Raw genomic sequence first — 20,946 nt, forward strand, 5'->3', positions numbered from 1 at the left:
AGCATCTTCCGCTGGCGATTCTCAGATCGGCTGATCTGATCAGTAAGAACCGGGGCCTTAATGGCTCTGGTTCTTTATCAAGTTGTTTTAATAGCGATTGAGGCTCGAATATGAAGCTTTGTCTTAAACCGACGATTATTCCGTTCAAACTTGATGGTCAGGTAGTTCTGCGTTTTAACGGTCAATACGCAAAAATCCCCGACCCCCATGGTGCTGTCTGGGAGTTCGTCAGGGCACTTGATGGCCATACACCCTACGAAGCGTTGATTACCCAGGTGGCAGGCCGTTATCCCGGGGTGGATCAGGACGAAATCCGAAGCGTCGCGCAAGATCTGATCAAATACCGGTTGGTCGAGAGTCCGGATGCTTTTGAAACGACTTCTCTTTCGGATCATGATCGCATCAGATTTTCCCGCAACATCGACTTTTTCGGGTCGATGGCGGCTGTGGGCGAGAACAAGTTCACCCACCAGGAAAAACTGCGCGCGGCCAGGGTCTGTGTCCTGGGCTGCGGCGGTCTGGGCACCCATATCCTGTTCGACCTGGTGGCGCTGGGCGTCCACCACTTGACGATCCTCGATTTTGACACGATCGAGTTGAGCAATTTGAACCGGCAGATCCTTTACAAGGAAACCGACGTCGGCATGCCGAAGGTTGCAACGGCCAGGCGCAGGTTGCTTGAATTCAACAGTCACCTCGACATTACTGCTCACGAAACCCGCCTCCAGTCGGCGCAAGACGTCGCCGGCATCGTACGCGGTCACGATATTGTGATTTGTGTCGCCGATAAACCCGCGAACTACATGGCCGACTGGCTGAATGAGGCCTGCGTTGAACAGGGCGTACCCTTCATTTCAGGCGGGCTTGATGTACGCCGCTCGGTGTTTTATTCGGTGGTGCCTGGGTCCTCAGGCTGCGGTGCTTGCTGGCTGACGTCGGCGCGTAACAAGAGCAGCTTGGTGAACAGTGTTTCGACCCTGGCCAAACAGCACGACATCACTTATGAGCATCCCGGCCCGGCTCTTGTGACTTTGGTGGCCGTCACCGCTGGGATGATGGTCAGCGAAACGGTCAAGATCATCACCGGCTGCCAACCGCCACAATTGACCAACAAACTCAAGGAATTCACATTCGACGACCTGGACGTCAGCGTTGCTGAAGTCTGGCAGCAGAATCCGGACTGCACGGTGTGTGGACATCTCGCGAACGGGCAACGGTCGCGGCAGGCGGAGACTGTCTAGATGTTCAAACTCCTGGCGTCCTATGCCATCACGTCCATCTGTTCATGGGCCATCGCGTTTCTGATCCCGCTTTATGTTTATGAGCAGACCGGCTCCCCAGTCTGGACGTCGCTGGCTTTTTTCGCCGCGATGGCGCCCTACATACTGGTCACGCCCTTCGCCGGTGTGTGGAGTGATCGCTACAGCAAACGGCGTTTTCTGATCGGTGGTGATCTGATCAACATCGTCACCGGCTGCCTTATATATGCTGCTGTGAGTACGCTGTCCGGGAGCAGCTTGAGTATCACCCTGTTATTGCTGAGCTTTCTGCTGGCAAGCGTCGGTGCCACTCACCACCCGGTTTTCCAGAGTATCGCGCCAGCGCTGATTGAAGGCCCCAAACTTCATCGGTTCAATGCGATCGTCAACGCCAGTGACAACATCATTCGCATCGTTGCGCCAATCGGCGTTGCGGCCTTGCTCGCCGTCAGTACCAAGGAGCAGTTGCTGATTGGCAGCATTGTCGGATTTACGCTATCCCTGCCGCTTTGCTTCTTGCTGAAAGAGCTGGGTAAGCCTCCGCCCGCCACGACGCGGGTGTTCACGGAAATCAAAGCCGGGCTGCTGTATGTCATCCAGCATCGAGAACTGCGTTCGTTCGTCATGCTGTTCTTTTTCTGCAATTTCGGTTTTGCCTTGATCGGTGCAAGCCTTGTCTATGTCTACACCACGTTACTGGCCGTGCCATTGAGTGATGTCGGCTATTACTACGGGCTCATTGGTGCAGGTGCCGTTGCCGGATCAGCTGTGGGGGCGTTTCTGGTGAAGAGATACCCGGCCGGCATTCTCATCCGTCGAAGCTGCTTGCTGGCTGGGGTGTTCACCCTGATGGGGGCGATGGCCGCCGATCCATGGTCACTTTCGGCACTGTGGGCGCTTTCTACCGCTTGCCAATCCGTGGTGGTCATCGCTTTTTTCACCTATCGCCAGCAGGTGGTTCCGCAAATCATTCTTGGGCGAACGGTCGGAGTTACACGGCTCATTGCCTACCTCGCGATTCCGCCGGCGAGCCTGCTGAGTGGATGGCTGTTACTGCATTTCTCAAGCAGCGCTCTGCTTCTTGCGTCAGGCGGTCTCTGCATCATTTTCGCCTCTCTATGCGCTTATTTTCTGGCCAGGTCTGAGCCCCGCGTCATTTGCAGCGACTCACGATGAATACGGCTCTTGTAGGTTTGCCAGGGTTTTCGGAATAACTGGAAAGTTGCGATCGGCTGGATGGCTGATAATAGTTAAAGGAATTTAAAGTTGGAACAAGACAAAGAGTTGAATGACGGCAATGTGGCAAAGGTTATTGAATTCAGGGCCGGAGGCACATTGTGGGACGAATGGCTGGACACTGATGCGTTAGAAGGATTGGTTAATCATGAGCTGTTGCGAGCAATGCAAAACGGCCATGTTTCCCTGAGGGGAATGCAGTACTTTCTGATTCAGCATCATTACTACTCGCGAAACTTTACCCGTTTTCTGTGCGCAATCCTTAATCGCCTCGAGTCCCTTGGCGACATCAAATTGCTGTTGGAAAACATGCAAGAGGAAATGGGTATAGATGGTGATAACAAGCTCACGCATGCCGAACTGTTTCAAAGGTCGCTGCGGATCCTGGGCACCCATCCCTTGGCTGAATCGCCTTTACCTCAGACCGTGGATTTTACCCAATGCATCCTGCAGCTTTGCCGCAGTGAAAATCCTGTCGAGGGCCTCGCAGCGCTCTGCCTGGGAGCCGAAGCCATTGTGCCACTGATTTACAAACCGATTCTGCTGGCACTGGAGGGACTGAATGTCAGTGAGGAAGGCCTGGAGTTCTTTCGCTTGCATATCGAAGAGGATGAGGATCACGCGATTACCATGCTGGGAATTCTGCAACGACTGACTCATCAGACTCCTGAAGCAAAGCGGCTTGCGATTCAAATCGGACGTCAGGCTATCCTCAAACGTTGTGTCATGTTCGATGCCATCTGGAAGGAAATCAGTCAGCAGTAGCCGGCGTCCCGTTTCGTGCAAATTGCCGCGGATTCCCTGGCAGTCGTGCAGATTGAAACAGGCCTGATGCCACTATGCTTGTTCCAAGCGATTGATTCATTTTGGCATTCCCGGCGCCAGGCGATTGGCCTGATCTCTGCACTTCTCTCATTACATTCATCAATTGGCTTGAAGGGGGACGTATGACCCCGATGTCGAGCAGGAAAGTGGTCGTCGCCCATTCGGTTCGGGCCGGGGCGCCGCAACATGAAGTGCAGACCAACAAGGCACTTGCCCGCTGGCTGGCGCAGATTCTCGGACTCAACTTCGGCGGAAGTTTTGACCCGCAGAGGCATCGCGGTCGCGATTTGTATTGGCTGCCGACCCAGACCATTGTTGGCCCGGCCAGCGCGCGTAATCTGGGGATCAGGGGGCCCGGCGATTTGTGGGGCGGGTACGTCGAACACGATTTCATTTGCACCAAAGCCATCAGCCACGGCTTGCGCAGTCATCTGGCTCACGCGCCACAAGGCTGGGCGCCGCAATTCTCCGAGCGCGTGCGTGATGTGGTGCTCGACGGCTTGACGGTGTTTGCCGTGGAAGACGCGCGACCCGCTGCCGAGCATCTGCTGTACAGCGGACCGATCCGCCTGAAGCCGATTCACGCTTGCGCTGGTCGTGGCCAGGAAGTTATCAACAGCCTCGACAGGTTCGATGAAGTACTGGCCCGTGCAGACGCGAAAACGTTGTTTCGCGATGGCGTGGTGCTCGAACAGGACTTGAGCAAGGTCTTCACCCACAGCGTTGGCCAGTCATTCATCGGCGACAAAGTGCTGAGCTACTGCGGTGATCAATACTTGACCAGAGATGCCCATGGCGAAGACGTCTATGGTGGTTCGAATCTGTTGGTCGTGCAGGGCGGCTACGAAGATCTGCTGGCGCTGGATTTGCCGGACGACGTGCGACTGGCCATCAAGCAGGCGCAGATTTTCGACCGGGCGGCGGATGAGGCTTATCCAGATTTCTACGCCTCGCGGCGCAACTACGACATTGCCCAAGGTCTGGACAGCAATGGCAAACCCCGCAGCGGGGTGCTCGAACAATCCTGGCGCATGGGCGGTGCCAGCAGCGCTGAACTGGCCGCGCTGCAAAGCTTCGTCAATGATCCGCAGATGCCCGCGATCCGCGTGTCGACGGTGGAAACCTACAACGATCAAACCCTGCCGGCCGACGCCATCGAAATCTATCGCGGGCCGGCGGAGAACAGCGAATTCCTTCTCAAATACGTAACGGTCAAATCCTATGACGGCTAGAAGCGAAAGCATTCAGATCGACATTGATGATGAACAGATGAGCGGGACGTTTCTTAGTCCCAAATCGAAAGTCCCGGGCGTATTGTTTGTGCATGGTTGGGGTGGCAGCCAGGAGCGCGACCTCGAGCGTGCCAAGGGCATCGCCGGTCTGGGTTGCGTGTGCCTGACCTTCGACTTGCGCGGCCACACCGGTGGTACCGGAATTCCGCTGACCCGGGTCACGCGCGAGGACAACCTGCGCGACTTGCTCGCCGCGTACGATCGCCTGCTGGCGCATCCGGCGCTCGATACCTCGGCGATTGCGGTGGTCGGCACCAGTTATGGCGGTTACCTGGCTTCGATCCTCACCTCGTTGCGTCCGGTGCGCTGGCTGGCGTTGCGGGTGCCGGCGCTGTATCGCGATGAGCAATGGCACACACCCAAGCGTGATCTGGACAAGGCTGACCTGCGCGACTATCGAGCGACGTTGGTCCGTGCCGACAACAATCGTGCGCTGCACGCCTGTTCGCAATTCACCGGGGATGTGTTGCTGGTGGAATCGGAAACTGATGACTACGTGCCCCACGCAACGATCATGAGTTATCGCGCTGCGTGTCAGCAGACGCATTCGCTGACCCACCGGATTATCGACGGCGCCGACCATGCCTTGAGCGAACCGGTTTCGCAGCAGGCCTACACCTCGATTCTGGTGGACTGGATTACCGAGATGGTGGTCGGTGAGCGCTTGAGCATTATTCAGTCCGGCTGAGCACATCCCCCTGTGGCGAGGGAGCTTGCTCCCGTTGGGCTGCGAAGAGGCCAGGATACCTTTCACCTTCGATTCTGAAGGAGAACGAGGTCGCCGGTATTACGACTGCTGCGCAACTGAGCGGGAGCAAGCTCCCTCGCCACAAAATCGGGGTCATCCGGGTTTCTTCTCGATCCGCAACGCTTTGGCCTTGGCCTCCACCAACAGATACATCACCACCGTAATCAACAACGGCAGCAGAAAATAAATCGCCCGATACGCCAGCAACCCGGCCACCAGACTCCCGCGTGAAGCTTCGTGTTGCAGCAGCGCGACAAACACCGCTTCCAGCACGCCGAGTCCCGCCGGGATATGCGTGATGACCCCGGCAATCGCACTGATCAACAGCACGCCGAGCACCAGCGGATAATCCAGCTTGCTCGGCAGCAACGTGAAAATCACCGCTGCCATCAGCGACCAGTTCAGCGCACCGAGCAGCAATTGCAGGACGGCCATGCGCAGGGATGGCAGGTTGATTTCCACCCCGCGAATCGACCACTCGCGGCGCTTCGAGAACTGGCACGCGGCGAGGTAACCGGCACTCAACAGCAGCAACAGCACGCCAATGCCCTGCAACGCGGCGCTGCTGATTTTCCAGCCGGGCGGCATGCTCACCAGGCCGCTGCTGAACACCACGCCGGCAATCGTCATGTAGCCGAACCAGTTGGTCGCCAGGCTCAGACCGAGGATCTTGGCGATGTTGCTTTTGCTCACCCCCAGGCGCGAATACAGGCGATAGCGCATGGCGATTCCGCCGACCCAGGCACTGAGATTGAGGTTGAACGCATAGCTGATGATCCCCACCGGCAGGATCTGTTTCCAGGTCAGGTCCTGACGAATGTAGGTGCGGCCGATCAGGTCGAAACTGGCGTAGGTGAGAAAACTCAGGAGGGTCAGGCTGGCGGCAATGATCAGCGTGCGCACCTTGAAGTCGGCGAGGGTTTGCAGAACTTCCGCCCATTCGATACGGGTGGCGAACATCGTCAGCAACACGATCAGCGCGAGGAAGAAAAGCAACGTCAGTGGGCGTTTCCAGCGACTCCATCGAGAGTGAGTGGCGGGCGCAGACTGTGCGTGGGAATGGCTCATGACGTGCGCCCCCGAAACGGCTTGAGCCGCGGTTTGTGCGCCGGCAACCAACCGGCCATTGACGGGAAATGCCGCAGGAAGTGAAACACTAGAAACCCTACGGTCATGTGCCAGATCCGTCCTCGCGGGGACATGCTGGCGTCCATCGCCTTGCAGTGGTTCTGGCTCAGGTCTTCAAGGCGCTGGAACAAGTGCTGATTGAACGCGCGGTCGCGGATTAGCACGTTGGCTTCCAGGTTCAGCGACAGGCTCAGCGGGTCGAGATTGCTCGAGCCAACGGTGCTCCATTCATCATCCACCAGGGCGACTTTGCCGTGCAGCGGGCGCTGGCAATATTCGTGAATTTGCACCCCGGCCTTGAGCAGATAGTCGTAGGTCATGCGCGCCGCCAGTTTGGCTACCAGCATGTCCGGCTGGCCCTGCAGGATCAGTCGCACCTGAACGCCACGGCGCGCTGCATTGCGGATTTCGCGCAGCAGGCGATAACCGGGGAAGAAGTAGGCATTGGCGATCACCACTCGGCGTTTGGCCCGGCGCAGTGCCTGCAAATATACGTCTTCGATGTCGGTGTGATGCTGATCGTTATCACGAAACACCAGGCGTACCTGCCCATCGTGGTCGCTGAAGGCCATGTCTGCCCGGCGCTGGCGGCGCCGTTGCCACCAGAACCGTGCGCGGCCCGGCCGACCGCTTTGCAACAGGGCGAAATGATGGATGTCAGCGACCGCCGGCCCCTGAATCTGCACCGCATAATCCTGTTTCGCCTCGGGGCCGAAATCGGCCAGGTGATCGCCGGAAAAGTTGATCCCGCCAATGAACGCGATCAGTCCGTCGACCACCACGATCTTGCGGTGCAAGCGGCGGAACCAGTTGGTGCGAAAGCCCAGATGTTTGGGTGCCGGGTCAAACATTTGCAGATGCACGCCCGCTTCGCTCAGTGCCGCGAGATAACCGGTGGTCAACTCGCCGCAACCAAAACCGTCGAGGCTGACAGTGGTGCGCACGCCACGCCGCGCGGCGTCGATCAGGATCTGCTGCAACTCTGCGCCGACCTTGTCTTCGAAAACGATGAAAGTCTCCAGCAGAATTTCACTCTTCGCCGCACGCATGGCGTCGAAGACCCGGGGGAAATATTCCTCGCCGTTTTCCAGCAACTCGATGCGGTTGTTGCCCTGCCAGTTGTACTCGACATCGACATGTCCGGGCTCGCGCACCGGCGGGTTGATGCTGATCGGTTCCACGGCGGATTTCTCCAGCGGTGCGCTGCTCATAATTCGATCTCCACCGATAACGGGGCGTGGTCGGAAAGGTGTGACCAAGGCCGGTTCGCCAGAACCTTCGGCTGGCTGGCCTTGAGGTTGCGCACGTAAATTCGATCGAGGCGCAGCATCGGCAGGCGCGCCGGAAAGCTGCGCGCCGGTTTGCCGTGATGCTCGGCGAACACCTCCCGCAGGCCGCAGGGTTCAAGCAACGCGTCGGCGCGCTGGCGCCAGTCGTTGAAGTCACCGGCGACAATTACCGGAGCATCTTCCGGCAGTTGCGCCAGACGCTCGCCGAGCAGTTTCAATTGCGCATTGCGATGACTTTCGCGCAGGCCCAGATGCACGCAGATTGCATGCACCTCGACACCATCGCCGGGCAGGCGCAGCACGCAATGCAGCAGGCCACGGTTCTCGTGGCCGCTGATCGACACGTCGAGATTGTCGTGGCGGATGATCTGGAATTTCGACAGCAATGCATTGCCGTGATCGCCCTCCGGGTACACCGCGTTGCGCCCATAGGCGAACTGCGGCCACAGGCTGTCGGCGAGGAACTCGTATTGCGGCATCGTCGGCCAGTTGCTGTAGCGCTTGGGATGATGTTCGTGGGTGCCGTGGACTTCCTGCAGAAACACCACGTCGGCGGCCACGCTGCGCACCGCTTCGCGCAACTCCGGGAGGATGAAGCGCCGATTGAGGGCGGTGAAGCCTTTGTGGGTGTTGACCGTCAGCACGGTGAAACGGCGCACCGACACTTCGATGCTGGTCTGCTCGTCGGTGAACCCGACCGGCTCTGGAATACTCATGCCAGCACCCCTTCGCCAGCAGGTTCGCCGGGGGTGGTGGCGAGCGTTTTATCCAGCTCGAATCGGTGGAGCAAGCTGCGCGCGTCGTAGGGCGCGCGGACTTTGATGTCGTTGTCGAAATAGCAGAACACTTCGCGGGATTTACGCGCCCGCGGCTTGAGGCGCGGCGCGATCAGGTGCGCATCGCCAGGCTGTCGGCCGTGATGCCAGGCGTCGATGCGTTCGGCCCAGTTTTTGAGCGCCGACTCGGTGTAGCCGCTGGCGTACAGCTCTTCGGCGCCGTGCAGACGCAGGTAAACGAAGTCGCTGGTGAGGTCTTCGCGGTACGGCCATTTGCCGGCGGTGTCGGCGATCACCAGGGCGGTGTTGTAGCGTTTCAACAAGCGCACGAAGTCGGGGTCGATGAAGCTGTCGTTGCGCACTTCCACGGCATGGCGCAGCGGTTTTTTGCGCCAGGCTTTGAGGCTGGCGTGGCCGTGCAAGTGTGAGTCGTGCTGGCGGGCGAGGGCGGCTGCGGCCTCGGTGTCGTGGGGCAACAGTGACAGAAAGTGCTCGAAGCGCTCGGGATCGAATTTGAAGTTCGGCGGAAACTGCCAGAGGATCGGCCCGAGCTTTTCCTTGAGTTCCAGCACCCCGGAGGCGAAGAAGTTCGCCAACGGTTTCTCGATCTCGCGCAAGCGTCGAACGTGGGTGATGAATCGCGGTGCCTTGACGCTGAACACGAAGTCGTCCGGCGTTTCGGCGTACCACTGGGCGTAACGTTCGGGCCGTTGCAGCGCATAGAACGATCCATTGATTTCGATGCTGTTGACCGCCCTAGAAGCGAATTGCAATTCGCGCTTCTGGGTCAGTCCTTTCGGGTAGAAATCCCCGCGCCACGGAACGTAGCGCCAGCCGGAAATACCGATGTGAATCGTCGCCATGCCGCCCTCCCGTTGTCAGTCCTCGTACAGCCTGTGTCTGTTGATGACTGTGCGCGGTTCGGGAAAGTTTCGGTGGCGTTACGGACGGTAGCCTGGAGACAACATCATTCCTGTAGGAGCTGCCGAAGGCTGCGATCTTTTGATCTTGAAAAGCAACATCAAAAGATCGCAGCCTTCGGCAGCTCCTACAGGGGGCATCGTGGGATCAGTGGCCGGTGACGACTCGCGAAGTGCTTTCGGCATAGGTCGGACCGAGGCGATCCAGTCGCCCGCTCCAGGCAGTCAGGGCGAGCGCCAGCAACACCACCAGCCCGCCGATCCACGCCGTGTGAATCAGGCCCAGATGTTCGACGATCAGTCCGCCGCCCCACGCACCACCGGCAATCCCGAGGTTGAACGCGGCAATGTTCAGCCCCGACGCCACGTCTACCGCATGCGGTGTGTGATGTTCAGCCTGACGCACCACATACACCTGCAACCCCGGCACGTTGCCGAACGCCACCGCGCCCCACACCAGCACCGTGGCCAGCGCTAGCCATGGATTGGCGGCGGTAAAGGTCAGCACGAACAGCGCGGCGGCGAGCAGGGCGAAGATGATTTTCAAAGCGCTGATCGGACCACGTTTGTCCGCCAGTTTGCCGCCCCAGATGTTGCCGACCGCCACCGACACGCCGTACACCAGCAATACCAGGCTGACAGTGCCGGCGCTGAAACCGGAGATGTCCTGCAGGATCGGCGCAAGGAACGTGAAGGCGATGAACGAGCCGCCGTAACCGATCGCGGTCATTGCGTACACCAGCAGCAGACGCGGTTGTTTCAGCACTTGCAGTTGCTGCAGCAAGGACGCCGGTTTGCTGTGGGCGATGTTGTTCGGCACATACAGCAGGCTGCCGATGAAGGCGATCACACCCAGCGCCGAGACGGCGAGGAAGGTTTCTCGCCAGCCGAAATGCTGACCAATGAAGGTGCCCAGCGGCACGCCGGTCACAAGGGCCACGGTGAGGCCGGTGAACATGATCGCAATCGCGCTGGCAGCCTTTTCCTTGGGCACCAGGCTGGTGGCGATGGTCGAGCCGATGGAGAAGAACACCCCGTGCGCCAGGCCAGTGACGATCCGCGCCAGCACCAGCGATTCATAACCCGGCGCCATCCACGCCAGCAGGTTGCCGAGGGTGAACAGCACCATCAGCGACAGCAGCAACAGTTTGCGCGGGACTTTGCCGGTGAGGGCGGTCAGCACCGGCGCGCCAATGGCAACGCCCAGCGCATACAGGCTGACCAGCAGCCCGGCGGACGGCAGGCTGACGCCGAGATCGGCGCCGATGGTGGGGAGCAGGCCAACGATGACGAACTCGGTCGTCCCGATGGCGAATGCGCTGAGGGTCAGCGCGAGCAAGGCAATGGGCATGACAGCACTCCGGTAGAGGTTTGAATGGAGCGCAGTGTCGGGGTTTGGCTTGTGCGGAAAAATACAGGGTTGGGCATTTGATATTTGCCTTGGACGCAAAGGTCAAAAGCGCTCCCCCTCACCCCAACCCTCTCCCCCAAAGGGGCGAGGGGGAAGGGAGCTGATCTCGGTTGCACTCAATATTGAGTTCGGCTGGATATTTCAGGTCGATGTAGCTCGAGAGCACAACTCGGTCGGCTCCCTCTCCCTCGGGGAGAGGGCTGGGGTGAGGGTGCTCTTGAACTTGCCAGACAATTACCGATCAGTTCCTTACAGGTTCAGCCAACGGAGACCGGAGTTTTGATCAAGTTCAGGATCGCCATTCTGCTGGGAGCACTGCTGTTGCTCGGCGCCAACCAACTCGAAGCCGCCACGCTGCCGGGCGTTCCAGCCGCTGCTGAAGAGCCGGCCAAACCCGAGCCCATCGTCCAGGGCGGTCTGCTCGGCGCAATCAGTTCGAGCATCGACGACGTGCAGGACAAACTCGATCTCAATGAACATCTGGTCGACGCCTGGCGCCTGCGTGCCGACCGTGCGGCGGACGAAGTCGACAGACTGGTCAACCAGCCGTCGAACCGCTCCGGCTGGAGTGTCGCCGGGGATTTCCTGATGTTGTCCGGCGTCTGGCTTGGCGCCTTCGCGCTGCTCACGGTGCTCGGCAGCCTGCTCGCCAAACGGCTGAGTCAGGGCCGTTGGCTGCGCACCCGCCAGCGCAGTCAGGACTTGGTTGGCTACCTGCTGCCGTACACGCTGCCAGCGCTGATCTGTCTGCCGCTGACGCTGTACGTCAGCCACTTTCTGCAGGCCTCGGTCGGCCGGGCGCTGGCGCTGTGTTTCGCCTACGCCACCAGCAGCGGGATTTTCTCCACCTCGATGCTGTTGTGTGTGGTGGTGATGTTCAATGTCGGGCACAAACGGCCGGCCGCGCGGATCATCCGCAACTACTGCCCGAAACCGCTGTTCCTGATCGGCTTTCTCGCCGCCCTCAGTGATGCGTTGACCAGCCCACAGATCGCCCGTCAGTTGGGCGGCAATATCACCAGCAGTGTCGCGGTGTTCACCGGGCTGATCGCCTCGATCATCTTCGGTCTGCTGGTGATTCGCCTGCGTCGGCCAGTGGCGCATCTGATTCGCAACCGACCGCTGGCGCAACGTCTGAAACAGCCGTCGTTGCAGGAGTCGCTGCGGATTTTCTCCGGGCTCTGGTACTGGCCGATCGTGCTGATGGTGCTGGTTTCGGCGGTCAATCTGATCGGCATCGGTGAGGACAATCAGAAGGCCCTGCGCTGTGCGCTGTTCACCACGGTGCTGCTGATCGGCACGGTGTTCCTCAGCACCATCCTCCAGCACCTGTTCAAGTCACGAAAAGCCGAAGCGATCCAGCGCAGCAGCGCCTACAAGGAGCGCTTTCTCAGCCTGTTGCACGCGTTGCTGCGGATCGTCATTGCGATTGCCTTCATCGATATTCTCGGGCGGATCTGGGGCGTTTCACTGCTCGACTTCGCCCAGAGCAGCACGATCGGCCGGGCGATCAGCAACGCGTTGAGCAGCATCGGCCTGATCTTCCTCGTCACCTGGCTGTTGTGGGTGGTGCTCGACACGGCGATTCAGGAAGCGTTGAAACCACCGGTGAGCAAACGCTCGTCGCGCCAGCCCAGCACCCGGGTGAAAACCATCCTGCCGCTGCTGCGCAACGCGATCAAAATCATCCTGGTGGTGATCTGCGCGATCACCACCATGGCCAACCTCGGCATCAACGTTGCGCCGCTGTTGGCCGGTGCCGGGGTGGTCGGTCTGGCGATCGGTTTCGGTTCGCAGCAACTGGTGCAGGACGTGATCACCGGGCTGTTCATTATCATCGAAGACACCCTGTCGATCGGCGACTGGGTGGTGCTCGATTCCGGGCATGCCGGCACCGTCGAGGGCCTGACCATCCGCACCCTGCGCCTGCGTGACGGCAAGGGGTTTGTGCACTCGGTGCCGTTCGGCCAGATCAAGGCTGTGACCAATCAATCACGGCAGTTTGCCTATGCGTTTTTCTCGGTGCAGTTCACTTACGACACCGATGTCGACAAGGCCATCGAGCTGATCCGCGAGACTGGCGATTCGATCCGTGAAGACCCGTTCCTCAAGTACAACCTGCAAGGGCCGCTGGATGTGTTCGGGGTGGACCGGATGGACTTGAACGGGGTGGTGCTGACCGCGCAGTTCCGTACCGTGTCGGGCGGGCAATATGCAGTGAGCCGGGCGTTCAACCAGCGTTTGAAAAAGCTTGTGGATAACAGCGCCGAGGTGCATTTCGCGCAGACTTATCCACAGCAGGTTTTGTTGCCCAAGCGGCAGGGTGAGGGGGAGTTGGTGGCGAGCGAGGTGCCGCAGGAATCGCGGACCTAAGGCGGGTTTCTGGATAGGGCTACTGGCCCTTTCGCGAGCAGGCTCGCTCCCACAGGTGGAAGGCGCTCAAACTGTGGGAGCGAGCCTGCTCGCGAAGGCGTCAGTTCAGCTCACATCAATGCCGGATCAGCTTGCTCCGCACCTGCTCCATGACCACCTGATCCAGTTCACTCCAGAAAACCTGCTTGCCGGCAATCTCCGCCGCCACCGGCAAGCCATCCCGATACACCAACCGATTACTCACCAACGCTGGCACCTTCGCTCCCGGCAGCAAAGTCCCCGCCAGGTTCAACGGATCCACTCCGCACACCGCGATCAAGCTGCCGTCATGCGCCCGCCGCCGAACCTCCCGCAGCAAAGGAATCGCCTCCGGCAAGGCAAACTGTTCCCCCGCCAGCCCACTGACAAACCGCCCGCCGCGAATCTCGCCACGGGCCTCCAGCCGATGAAACGTGCGTAGCAATTCGCGCCAGCTCGGTAGCCAGTCTGCCTCGCGCTCCAGCAGACGCCAGAACACCACGCCGTAGCGGCGCAGCAACGTCATGGCGACATGTTCGAGGGTTTCGGGTGACGCCATCTGACCGCTTTCCAACGGCGGCCCGCGCCGCAACAACGCCCAGCGCCCGGCATCGTCCATGCCGCCGACAAACGCGCCGCGCCCGCGTCGACTGCTGCGCTGCTGGCGCTTGCTCGCCGGGGTGATCAGGGCGCGCAAACCAGCGAAGCTGTCGGCGTTCACCAGGCCGGCGCCGACCAGTTCCTGCAAGGCGATCTCCAGCTCGGTGCGCAGCAGGTGCGCCTCGTGGATCAACTCATCGAAAAACAACGCGCCGTGCTGACTCAGCGCCTCATAAACCTTTTGCGTTTTCGCTGACAGTTCGCTGACCGGCGTCTGTTCGGCCAGCGCACTCCACAGCCCGACCTGACTGCGCGGCAACAGCACAATCGGCGTACTGCGCAACGCCGTGCCGCTGACTTTCTGCCGGGCACTGAGCCGGGTCCACACCAGTTTGCCGTTGCGGCACAGGTCATCCAGCCAGCTTGGCGAATAGTCTTTCAAGCGCGCTGGAAGAATGTCGCTGTCCCACGCGGAGGCCGCTGCCGGGTAACCTTCGAACTGGCCGACAATCGCCGGCAACACCGCGCTGCCCTGACCGCGCGTAGCGAGGGACAGGTGTTGCCAGTCGAACAGAAAACGCATGAAATCCTGCAACGCCACCGGCTCGATTTCCCGGCGCAAGCGCTTGACGGTGTAGCGATGAATGCGCGCCAGCAGATGCCGTTCGCACCATTCTTCCACTGCCGATCCTGGCGTGAATTGGCCGCGTAATACGTAACCCTCGCGTTCCAGTTGTGCGAGGGCCTGATTGACCTGCGGTATCGGCAACGCGAGTGGTTCGGCAATGTCGGCTAACGGCAGCGGACCGAAGGCGCCGAGTCGGGCGCGGATCACTTCGATCAATGCGTCATCGAACGTCCAGATATCATCGAACCCGGGCAGCGCTGCTTGCGGCGGCTGCAACGTGGCCTGTGGATAAAGCGCTTGCAGACACTTCAGGCGCTCTCGCGCCAGCCACAACGAGCCAGGCTGTGGATATGTAGCGACTGTGAGGCCGTCTTCACGAGCAGGCTCGCTCCCACCGTTGACTGTGTTCCAACGGGCGGAACGCGATTGAATGTGGGAGCGAGCCTGCTCGCGAAGCTTTTCTTTTGCCGGTACTGGCGCAACGGCCAAGCGGCAGGCGCGACCGCTCGCAGTCAGCGCGTCAAGCCATTCGCGCCAATTTTCGTTGGCCTGCACTTCGGCCTCGCTGACACACGCCAGGCTCATCAGCGCCTCGTGCATTTCATCGACGTTGGCCGGCGTCGGCCACGCTTCCTCGCGGACCGCGTTGATGGCGTCGGCGTCCAGTGCCCCGAGGTCATCGGTGGATTGCGGATCGCTCCAGCGCCGGTTGAGCACCGCTTGGGTGCGGCGTTCTTCCAGTGGTGCATCGTCGAGAAAACTGTACGGCCGCGCGCTGAGAATTTCTGCCGCCAGCGGTGACGGTGCCGGCAGATCGCGGCTGATCAATCGCACCTCGCCGCACTCCATACGCCGCAGCAGAGTGAGCCAGCCGTCGCTGTCCATGGCCTCGTGCAGGCAGTCGTCGAGGGTTTGCTCCACCAGCGGGTGTTCAGGGACTTCGCGCTCGCCGGCGAGGTTTTCCAGGCAGGCGATCTGATCAGGGAACACGCTGGCAATCAGGTCTTCGCTTTTCATTCGCTGCAGCTGCGGCGCGACTTTGCGCCCGCCGGTAAAACGCGGCAACGCCAGCGCTACCCCGGCATTCCAGCGCCAGCGCACGCCGAACAACGGCGCGTCGAGAATCGCTTGAATCAGGATGTGCTCGGCGCTGTTGCTGTGCAGGTAGCGCCAGACGTCGTCCAGTTCGAAACTGTGGCTGGTGGACAGCGACAGGACAATCGCGTCCTCACTGGCAGCAGCCTGCAACTCGAAATTGAAGGTGCGGCAGAAACGCTTGCGCAGCGCGAGGCCCCAGGCACGGTTGATGCGGCTGCCGAAGGGTGAATGGATGATCAGTTGCGTGCCGCCGGACTCATCGAAAAACCGCTCCATCAGCAGCGTGTCCTGCGAGGGCAGGGCGCCGAGAGTCAGGCGTGCGCGGGCGAGATAGTCCACCAGTTGTTCGGCGCTGGCGCGGTTCAGGCCAAGGGTCTGGGTCAGCCAGTCGAGCGCCGGTTGCAAGTCACCCGGGCTGGCGGCGAGGAGTTCGTCGAGGGTCGCTTGCAGGCGCGCCACCGCCGCAGACAATTCATCGCTGCGCCCCGGCGCTTCGCCGAGCCAGAACGGAATGGTCGGTGGTTGGCCCTGGGCATCTTCGACCCGCACCTTGCCGGTTTCCACCCGCAGGATTCGGTAGGAGGTGTTGCCAAGCTGGAAAATGTCGCCCGCGATACTTTCCACGGCAAAGTCTTCGTTGACGCTGCCGATGTTCAGACCTTGCGGTTCGAGCAGCACGCTGTAGTCGGCGTTGTCGGGGATGGTGCCGCCACTGGTCACGGCGGTCAGTTGCGCGCCACGGCGACCACGCAGAGTGCGGCTGATGGCGTCGCGGTGCAGGTAGGCGCTGCGTATGCCCTGACGACCGTTATAGCCTTCGGCGAGCATGGTCAGCAGCGCCTGATAGTGTTTTTCGTCGAGATCGCGGTAGGGCGAGGCTTTGCGGAACAGCACCAGCAGCGCATCTTCCGCCCATTCCCGGCAACTGACTTCGGCGATGATCTGCTGCGCCAGTACATCCAGTGGCGCCTCGGGGATGTGCAGGGTGTCGAGTTCGCCACGGCGCACGCAGTCGAGCAGGGCGGCGCACTCGATCAGGTCGTCGCGGGTGGTGGCGAACAAGCGGCCCTTGGGCGTGCCGCCGACCTGGTGCCCGGAGCGACCGACCCGTTGCAGAAACCCGGCAATCGAACGCGGTGAGGATATTTGGCAGACCAGATCGACTTCGCCGATATCGATGCCCAATTCCAGCGAAGCGGTGGCGATCAGCACTTGCAGTTCGCCGCGCTTGAGTCGCTGTTCGGCGTCGAGGCGGAATTCCTTGGCCAGACTGCCGTGGTGCGCGGCGACTGCGTGCTTGCCGAGGCGTTCGCTGAGGTGGCGGCTAAGGCGTTCGGCCAAGCGCCGGGTATTGACGAAAATCAGCGTGGTTCGGTGTTCGCGGGCCAGTTCGGCGAGCCGATCATAAACCAGTTCCCAGACGTCGTTGGCCATCACTGCCGACAACGGCACCGGCGGCACTTCAATGCCCAGATCCCGTGGCCGGGCGTGGCCGATGTCGATGATTTCGCACGGGCGATCAGTGCCGACCAGAAACCACGCCACGGCATCGATCGGCTTTTGCGTGGCGGACAAGCCGATGCGGGTCAAGGGTTCGGCACACAGCGCCTGCAGGCGTTCGAGGCTCAGCGCCAGATGACTGCCACGTTTGCCGGCAGCGATGGCGTGAATCTCGTCGATGATCACCGTGCGTGTGCTGCCGAGCATTTTGCGTCCGGACTCGGAGCCGAGCAGCACGTACAGCGATTCCGGGGTGGTCACCAGAATGTGCGGCGCACTTTTGCGCATGGCGGCGCGGTCTTTTTGCGGGGTGTCGCCGGTGCGCACTGCCGTGGTGATCTGCAGTTCGGGCAGGCCCAACTGGCGCAACTGCTCGGTGATTCCCGCCAGCGGATTTTGCAGGTTGATGCGGATGTCGTTGGACAACGCCTTGAGCGGTGAAACGTAGACCACCAGGGTTTCGTCGGGCAGGCCGTCGGGGTTTTCCAGGCCACGGTGGACGAGGTCGTCAAGCACGGCGAGGAATGCAGTGAGGGTTTTGCCGGAGCCGGTGGGCGCGGCGATCAGTGTCGAGCGGCGCTGGCGGATCAACGGCCATGCGCGGGCCTGGGCGGCGGTGACCGTCGGGAAGGTGCTGCTGAACCAGGCGCTGACGGCGGGGTGAAAGCCTGCCAGGGCCACGTCCTTGGGGATGGGCAGATTCATGGCTCAAGTTATGCGGGTGAGGGCGCCAAGATGCAAGTACCGCTGGGGATCTCCAGTGGCTGACAGGGCTTCATCGCGAGCAGGCTCACTCCTACAGGGGAATGCGGTCAACTGTAGGAGTGAGCCTGCTCGCGATGGGGCCCGTTGATTCAGCACAATTCCCGGCGATCTACACTTTACGAGTGACGGTTGCGCACTAAACCCGCAAAATGCAACGATTCCGGCAATTATCGACGACGGGTGTCACAAGCACCGTCGCTAAAGCCATCGTTCCAATCAGACTGGGCCTGCTGACTCTATGCGAATGCGCCTTATGTTACTGGGCGGCGGAAATGCCCTTGGGCAGGCGCTGATTCGCCTCGGTGCAGAGGAAGACATCGGTTTCCTCGCCCCCCGCCCGCCCGAAGACGGCTGGGATGCCGCGAGCCTGACGCAACTGCTCGACGACACCCGTCCGGATGCGTTGATCAATCTCGCCTACTATTTCGACTGGTTCCAGGCCGAGACTGTCAGCGAAAGCCGTCTGGCCGGCCAGGAACGCGCCATCGAGCGACTGGCCGAGCTGTGCCAGCACCACAACATCATCCTCGTGCAGCCTTCCAGCTATCGGGTGTTCGACGGTTCGCGGGCGACCGCCTACAGCGAAAAAGACGAGCCGGTGCCGCTTGGCCTGCGCGGTCAGGCGCTGTGGCGCATCGAGCAAAGTGTCCGCGCCACGTGCCCGCAACACGTGTTGCTGCGCTTCGGCTGGCTGCTTGATGACAGCCCTGAAGGCACCCTCGGGCGCTTCCTCGCCCGCGCCGAACAACCGGATGAATTGCTCATGGCCGATGATCGCCGCGGCAATCCGACCCCGGTGGATGACGCGGCACGGGTGATCATTTCGGTGCTCAAGCAACTCGATTGCGCGGCGCCGCTGTGGGGCACTTACCATTACGCCGGCCACGAAGCGACCACGCCGCTGGCGCTCGGTCAGGCGATTCTGACCGAGGCGCGCAGCTTGCATCCGCTGGCAATCGAAGCGCCGACCGCTCAGGCCCATGCCGCGCGGCCGGACGCCGCCGAGGAGCCGCAACACGCGGTGCTCGCCTGCAAGAAAATTCTGCACACTTTCGGGATCAAGCCCCGCGCCTGGCGCGCCGCGCTCCCGGCTTTACTGGATAGGTTTTATCGTCATGGCTGAAGGCCCTGTTTTAATCACCGGCGGTGCCGGTTTCATCGGCTCGCACCTGACGGATGCGTTGCTTGCGACCGGCCATTCGGTGCGGATTCTCGATGATCTGTCGACCGGCAAACGCGCCAACCTGCCACTGGATAACCCGCAGGTCGAACTGATCGTCGGTGACGTCGCCGATGCCGCGCTGGTTGCGCAGGCGATGCAGGGCTGCAGCGCTGTCGCGCATCTGGCGGCGGTGGCCTCGGTGCAGGCGTCGGTGGACGATCCGGTGAAGACGCACCAGAGCAATTTCATCGGCACCCTGAATGTCTGCGAAGCCATGCGCCAGGCCGGGGTCAAGCGCGTGCTCTACGCGTCCAGCGCAGCGGTTTACGGCAACAACGGCGAAGGCGAGTCGATCGACGAGGACACGCCAAAAGCCCCGCTGACCCCTTACGCCTCGGACAAACTGGCCGGCGAGCACTACTTCGATTTCTACCGTCGACAGCATGGTCTGGAGCCGGTGATCTTTCGCTTCTTCAACATCTTCGGCCCACGCCAGGATCCGTCCTCGCCGTACTCCGGGGTCATCAGCATTTTCAGCGAGCGGGCACAGAAAGGCCTGCCGATCACCGTGTTCGGCGATGGCGAGCAGACGCGTGATTTCCTCTATGTCGAGGATCTGGTCGATGTGCTGGTGCAGGCAATCGACAAGCCTGAAGTGGAAGTGGGTGCGATGAACGTCGGCTGGAATCAGGCGATGAACCTCAAGCAGATGCTGCAGGCGCTGCAAGACGTGGTCGGCGAGCTGCCTCCGATCAGCTACGGCCCGGCGCGCTCCGGCGACATCCGTCACTCGCGGGCGAACAACGCGCGTTTGCTGCAACGCTTCAAGCTGCCAGAGCCGACGCCGATGCGTGTGGGGCTGGCGCGGTTGCTGGGACGCTAAATCGAAAAAACAAAAAAGGCGCCTTTGCAGGCGCCTTTTTTGTGGGCGGGGTATCGCTTTGACGCTCGGTGCAATCCCTGTGGCGAGGGAGCTTGCTCCCGCTCGACTGCGCAGCAGTCGCAAATTCAGTCAACGCGGTTTTTCTGAAGCACCGCTTTTGCCTTGTTCAGGGCTGCTTCGCAGCCCAGCGGGAGCAAGCTCCCTCGCCACATTAGCCCGCATTCACCACCACGCGAATGTTCGACTGTTGCTTAGAACTTGTAGCCCAGACCCACCATGTACACAAACGGATCGACATCGACATTCACCTTGGCACGGGTGCCCGGCGCCACGGCGTTGTTCTCGACGGTCGCGCGGGTGTCGATGTCGATGTAGCGCACCTGGGCGTTGAGCATGATGTTGTCGGTCAGCATGTAGTCGGCGCCGACCTGCCAGGCCAGGCCCCAGGAGTTTTTCGCCTTGAAGTTGCCGAAGCCGTTGGATTGGGCTTCGCTGCCGACGTGCTCGTCGTAGATCCAGGTGTAGTTGATGCCGCCGCCGATGTAAGGCTGGAATGGCGATTTCGCATCCAGCGGGTAGTACACGACGCTGAGGGTGGGCGGCAGGTGTTTCAGGGTGCCGAGTTTGCCGTTGGCGGCTGGCAGCGCGGTGCCTTTGATTTTTACGTCATGCTCGAACGGCGAGGCCGCCAGCAACTCGATCCCGATGTTGTTGGTCAGCATGTAGGCGAAGTTCAGACCCAGTTGGGTGTCGCTGCTCATGGTCGCCTTGCCGCCCAGGTTGGTGCCGCTCAACGGACCCTGATCGACCTTGACGCTTGAGCTGTCGGCCTTCGGGTTGACGGTGATCGCACCGGCGCGGACGATGATGTCGCCGGCTTCGTGGGCGTGGGCGAGCGGGGCTGCGAGCGCGAGGGCAAACAGCGAGGCGCTGAGCAAGGACTTGTTCATGGGGGCTCCAGAAGGACGTTAAAAGTTTCTGATGTCCTATGGTATTAAGCCAACTGATACGGTCTTTTGACTCAGCTCAATGAAA

The 20,946-nt window shown here is 60.9% G+C and carries 15 protein-coding genes; 8 read left to right on the forward strand and 7 right to left on the reverse strand.

What is annotated here, in order from left to right; genetic code table 11:
* Positions 1-110 precede the first annotated feature (110 nt).
* From ACIP8I_RS17480 to ACIP8I_RS17500, 5 genes are all read left to right on the forward strand, one after another.
* Positions 111-1,241 carry a HesA/MoeB/ThiF family protein gene (locus ACIP8I_RS17480; RefSeq protein ID WP_400762657.1) on the forward strand — a complete coding sequence of 377 codons (1,131 nt, stop codon included), beginning with the start codon at positions 111-113 and terminating at the stop codon, positions 1,239-1,241.
* On the forward strand, positions 1,242-2,435 hold the full coding sequence (locus ACIP8I_RS17485) for an MFS transporter (RefSeq protein WP_400762659.1): 1,194 nt from the start codon (positions 1,242-1,244) through the stop codon (positions 2,433-2,435). It abuts the gene before it with no gap.
* A 90-nt stretch (positions 2,436-2,525) separates the two neighbouring features.
* Positions 2,526-3,260, forward strand: a complete 735-nt coding sequence (locus tag ACIP8I_RS17490; RefSeq protein ID WP_400762661.1) for a TenA family transcriptional regulator — start codon at positions 2,526-2,528, stop codon at positions 3,258-3,260.
* A 182-nt stretch (positions 3,261-3,442) separates the two neighbouring features.
* Positions 3,443-4,552: a DUF3182 family protein gene (locus ACIP8I_RS17495; RefSeq protein ID WP_400762663.1), complete on the forward strand. Its 1,110-nt coding sequence runs from the start codon at positions 3,443-3,445 to the stop codon at positions 4,550-4,552.
* Positions 4,542-5,300 carry an alpha/beta fold hydrolase gene (locus tag ACIP8I_RS17500; protein WP_367085900.1) on the forward strand — a complete coding sequence of 253 codons (759 nt, stop codon included), beginning with the start codon at positions 4,542-4,544 and terminating at the stop codon, positions 5,298-5,300. Before ACIP8I_RS17495 ends, ACIP8I_RS17500 begins: the two co-directional genes overlap by 11 nt.
* A gap of 153 nt (positions 5,301-5,453) precedes the next feature.
* Here ACIP8I_RS17500 and ACIP8I_RS17505 read toward each other — a convergent pair whose 3' ends face one another.
* From ACIP8I_RS17505 to ACIP8I_RS17525, 5 genes are all read right to left on the reverse strand, one after another.
* Positions 5,454-6,428: a lysylphosphatidylglycerol synthase domain-containing protein gene (locus ACIP8I_RS17505; protein WP_400762665.1), complete on the reverse strand. Its 975-nt coding sequence runs from the start codon at positions 6,426-6,428 to the stop codon at positions 5,454-5,456.
* Positions 6,425-7,699, reverse strand: coding sequence for a cardiolipin synthase ClsB (gene clsB, locus ACIP8I_RS17510; protein ID WP_400762667.1), 1,275 nt, complete (start codon positions 7,697-7,699; stop codon positions 6,425-6,427). Before clsB ends, ACIP8I_RS17505 begins: the two co-directional genes overlap by 4 nt.
* Positions 7,696-8,493, reverse strand: a complete 798-nt coding sequence (locus ACIP8I_RS17515) for an endonuclease/exonuclease/phosphatase family protein (RefSeq protein WP_400762669.1) — start codon at positions 8,491-8,493, stop codon at positions 7,696-7,698. The genes clsB and ACIP8I_RS17515 overlap by 4 nt, the downstream gene beginning before the upstream one ends.
* Positions 8,490-9,416 carry a DUF72 domain-containing protein gene (locus tag ACIP8I_RS17520; protein ID WP_400762671.1) on the reverse strand — a complete coding sequence of 309 codons (927 nt, stop codon included), beginning with the start codon at positions 9,414-9,416 and terminating at the stop codon, positions 8,490-8,492. The genes ACIP8I_RS17515 and ACIP8I_RS17520 overlap by 4 nt, the downstream gene beginning before the upstream one ends.
* 205 nt (positions 9,417-9,621) lie before the next feature.
* Positions 9,622-10,824, reverse strand: a complete 1,203-nt coding sequence (locus ACIP8I_RS17525; protein WP_400762673.1) for an MFS transporter — start codon at positions 10,822-10,824, stop codon at positions 9,622-9,624.
* A 339-nt stretch (positions 10,825-11,163) separates the two neighbouring features.
* On the opposite strand from ACIP8I_RS17525, the gene ACIP8I_RS17530 reads away from it, so the two are divergent.
* Positions 11,164-13,257, forward strand: coding sequence for a mechanosensitive ion channel domain-containing protein (locus ACIP8I_RS17530; protein WP_400762675.1), 2,094 nt, complete (start codon positions 11,164-11,166; stop codon positions 13,255-13,257).
* Between the two features lie 115 nt (positions 13,258-13,372).
* Here the strand turns inward: ACIP8I_RS17530 and ACIP8I_RS17535 are convergent, their stop codons facing one another.
* Positions 13,373-17,806, reverse strand: a complete 4,434-nt coding sequence (locus ACIP8I_RS17535) for a DEAD/DEAH box helicase (protein WP_400762677.1) — start codon at positions 17,804-17,806, stop codon at positions 13,373-13,375.
* A 298-nt stretch (positions 17,807-18,104) separates the two neighbouring features.
* Here ACIP8I_RS17535 and ACIP8I_RS17540 point away from each other — a divergent pair, with 298 nt between their 5' ends.
* Both ACIP8I_RS17540 and ACIP8I_RS17545 read left to right on the forward strand, forming a co-directional pair.
* Positions 18,105-18,989, forward strand: a complete 885-nt coding sequence (locus tag ACIP8I_RS17540) for a sugar nucleotide-binding protein (RefSeq protein WP_041074483.1) — start codon at positions 18,105-18,107, stop codon at positions 18,987-18,989.
* A complete protein-coding gene (locus tag ACIP8I_RS17545) occupies positions 18,982-19,911 on the forward strand; it encodes an NAD-dependent epimerase/dehydratase family protein (protein WP_367085890.1) in 930 nt (309 codons plus the stop codon). The genes ACIP8I_RS17540 and ACIP8I_RS17545 overlap by 8 nt, the downstream gene beginning before the upstream one ends.
* Positions 19,912-20,162: 251 nt before the next feature.
* Here the strand turns inward: ACIP8I_RS17545 and ACIP8I_RS17550 are convergent, their stop codons facing one another.
* On the reverse strand, positions 20,163-20,861 hold the full coding sequence (locus tag ACIP8I_RS17550) for an OmpW family protein (RefSeq protein ID WP_108590069.1): 699 nt from the start codon (positions 20,859-20,861) through the stop codon (positions 20,163-20,165).
* Between the last annotated feature and the right edge of the window lie 85 nt (positions 20,862-20,946).

The organism is Pseudomonas sp. NPDC088414 (assembly GCF_044753325.1).
Classification (GTDB): Bacteria; Pseudomonadota; Gammaproteobacteria; order Pseudomonadales; family Pseudomonadaceae; genus Aquipseudomonas.

Bases quoted from the DNA above. Each gene is read 5' to 3' on its own strand.
- ACIP8I_RS17480 (WP_400762657.1), top strand. From the start codon at position 111: ATGAAGCTTTGTCTTAAACCGACGATTATTCCGTTCAAACTTGATGGT.
- ACIP8I_RS17485 (WP_400762659.1), top strand. From the start codon at position 1,242: ATGTTCAAACTCCTGGCGTCCTATGCCATCACGTCCATCTGTTCATGG.
- ACIP8I_RS17495 (WP_400762663.1), top strand. From the start codon at position 3,443: ATGACCCCGATGTCGAGCAGGAAAGTGGTCGTCGCCCATTCGGTTCGG.
- ACIP8I_RS17500 (WP_367085900.1), top strand. From the start codon at position 4,542: ATGACGGCTAGAAGCGAAAGCATTCAGATCGACATTGATGATGAACAG.
- ACIP8I_RS17505 (WP_400762665.1), bottom strand. From the start codon at position 6,428: ATGAGCCATTCCCACGCACAGTCTGCGCCCGCCACTCACTCTCGATGG.
- clsB (WP_400762667.1), bottom strand. From the start codon at position 7,699: ATGAGCAGCGCACCGCTGGAGAAATCCGCCGTGGAACCGATCAGCATC.
- ACIP8I_RS17515 (WP_400762669.1), bottom strand. From the start codon at position 8,493: ATGAGTATTCCAGAGCCGGTCGGGTTCACCGACGAGCAGACCAGCATC.
- ACIP8I_RS17520 (WP_400762671.1), bottom strand. From the start codon at position 9,416: ATGGCGACGATTCACATCGGTATTTCCGGCTGGCGCTACGTTCCGTGG.
- ACIP8I_RS17525 (WP_400762673.1), bottom strand. From the start codon at position 10,824: ATGCCCATTGCCTTGCTCGCGCTGACCCTCAGCGCATTCGCCATCGGG.
- ACIP8I_RS17535 (WP_400762677.1), bottom strand. From the start codon at position 17,806: ATGAATCTGCCCATCCCCAAGGACGTGGCCCTGGCAGGCTTTCACCCC.
- ACIP8I_RS17540 (WP_041074483.1), top strand. From the start codon at position 18,105: ATGCGAATGCGCCTTATGTTACTGGGCGGCGGAAATGCCCTTGGGCAG.
- ACIP8I_RS17545 (WP_367085890.1), top strand. From the start codon at position 18,982: ATGGCTGAAGGCCCTGTTTTAATCACCGGCGGTGCCGGTTTCATCGGC.
- ACIP8I_RS17550 (WP_108590069.1), bottom strand. From the start codon at position 20,861: ATGAACAAGTCCTTGCTCAGCGCCTCGCTGTTTGCCCTCGCGCTCGCA.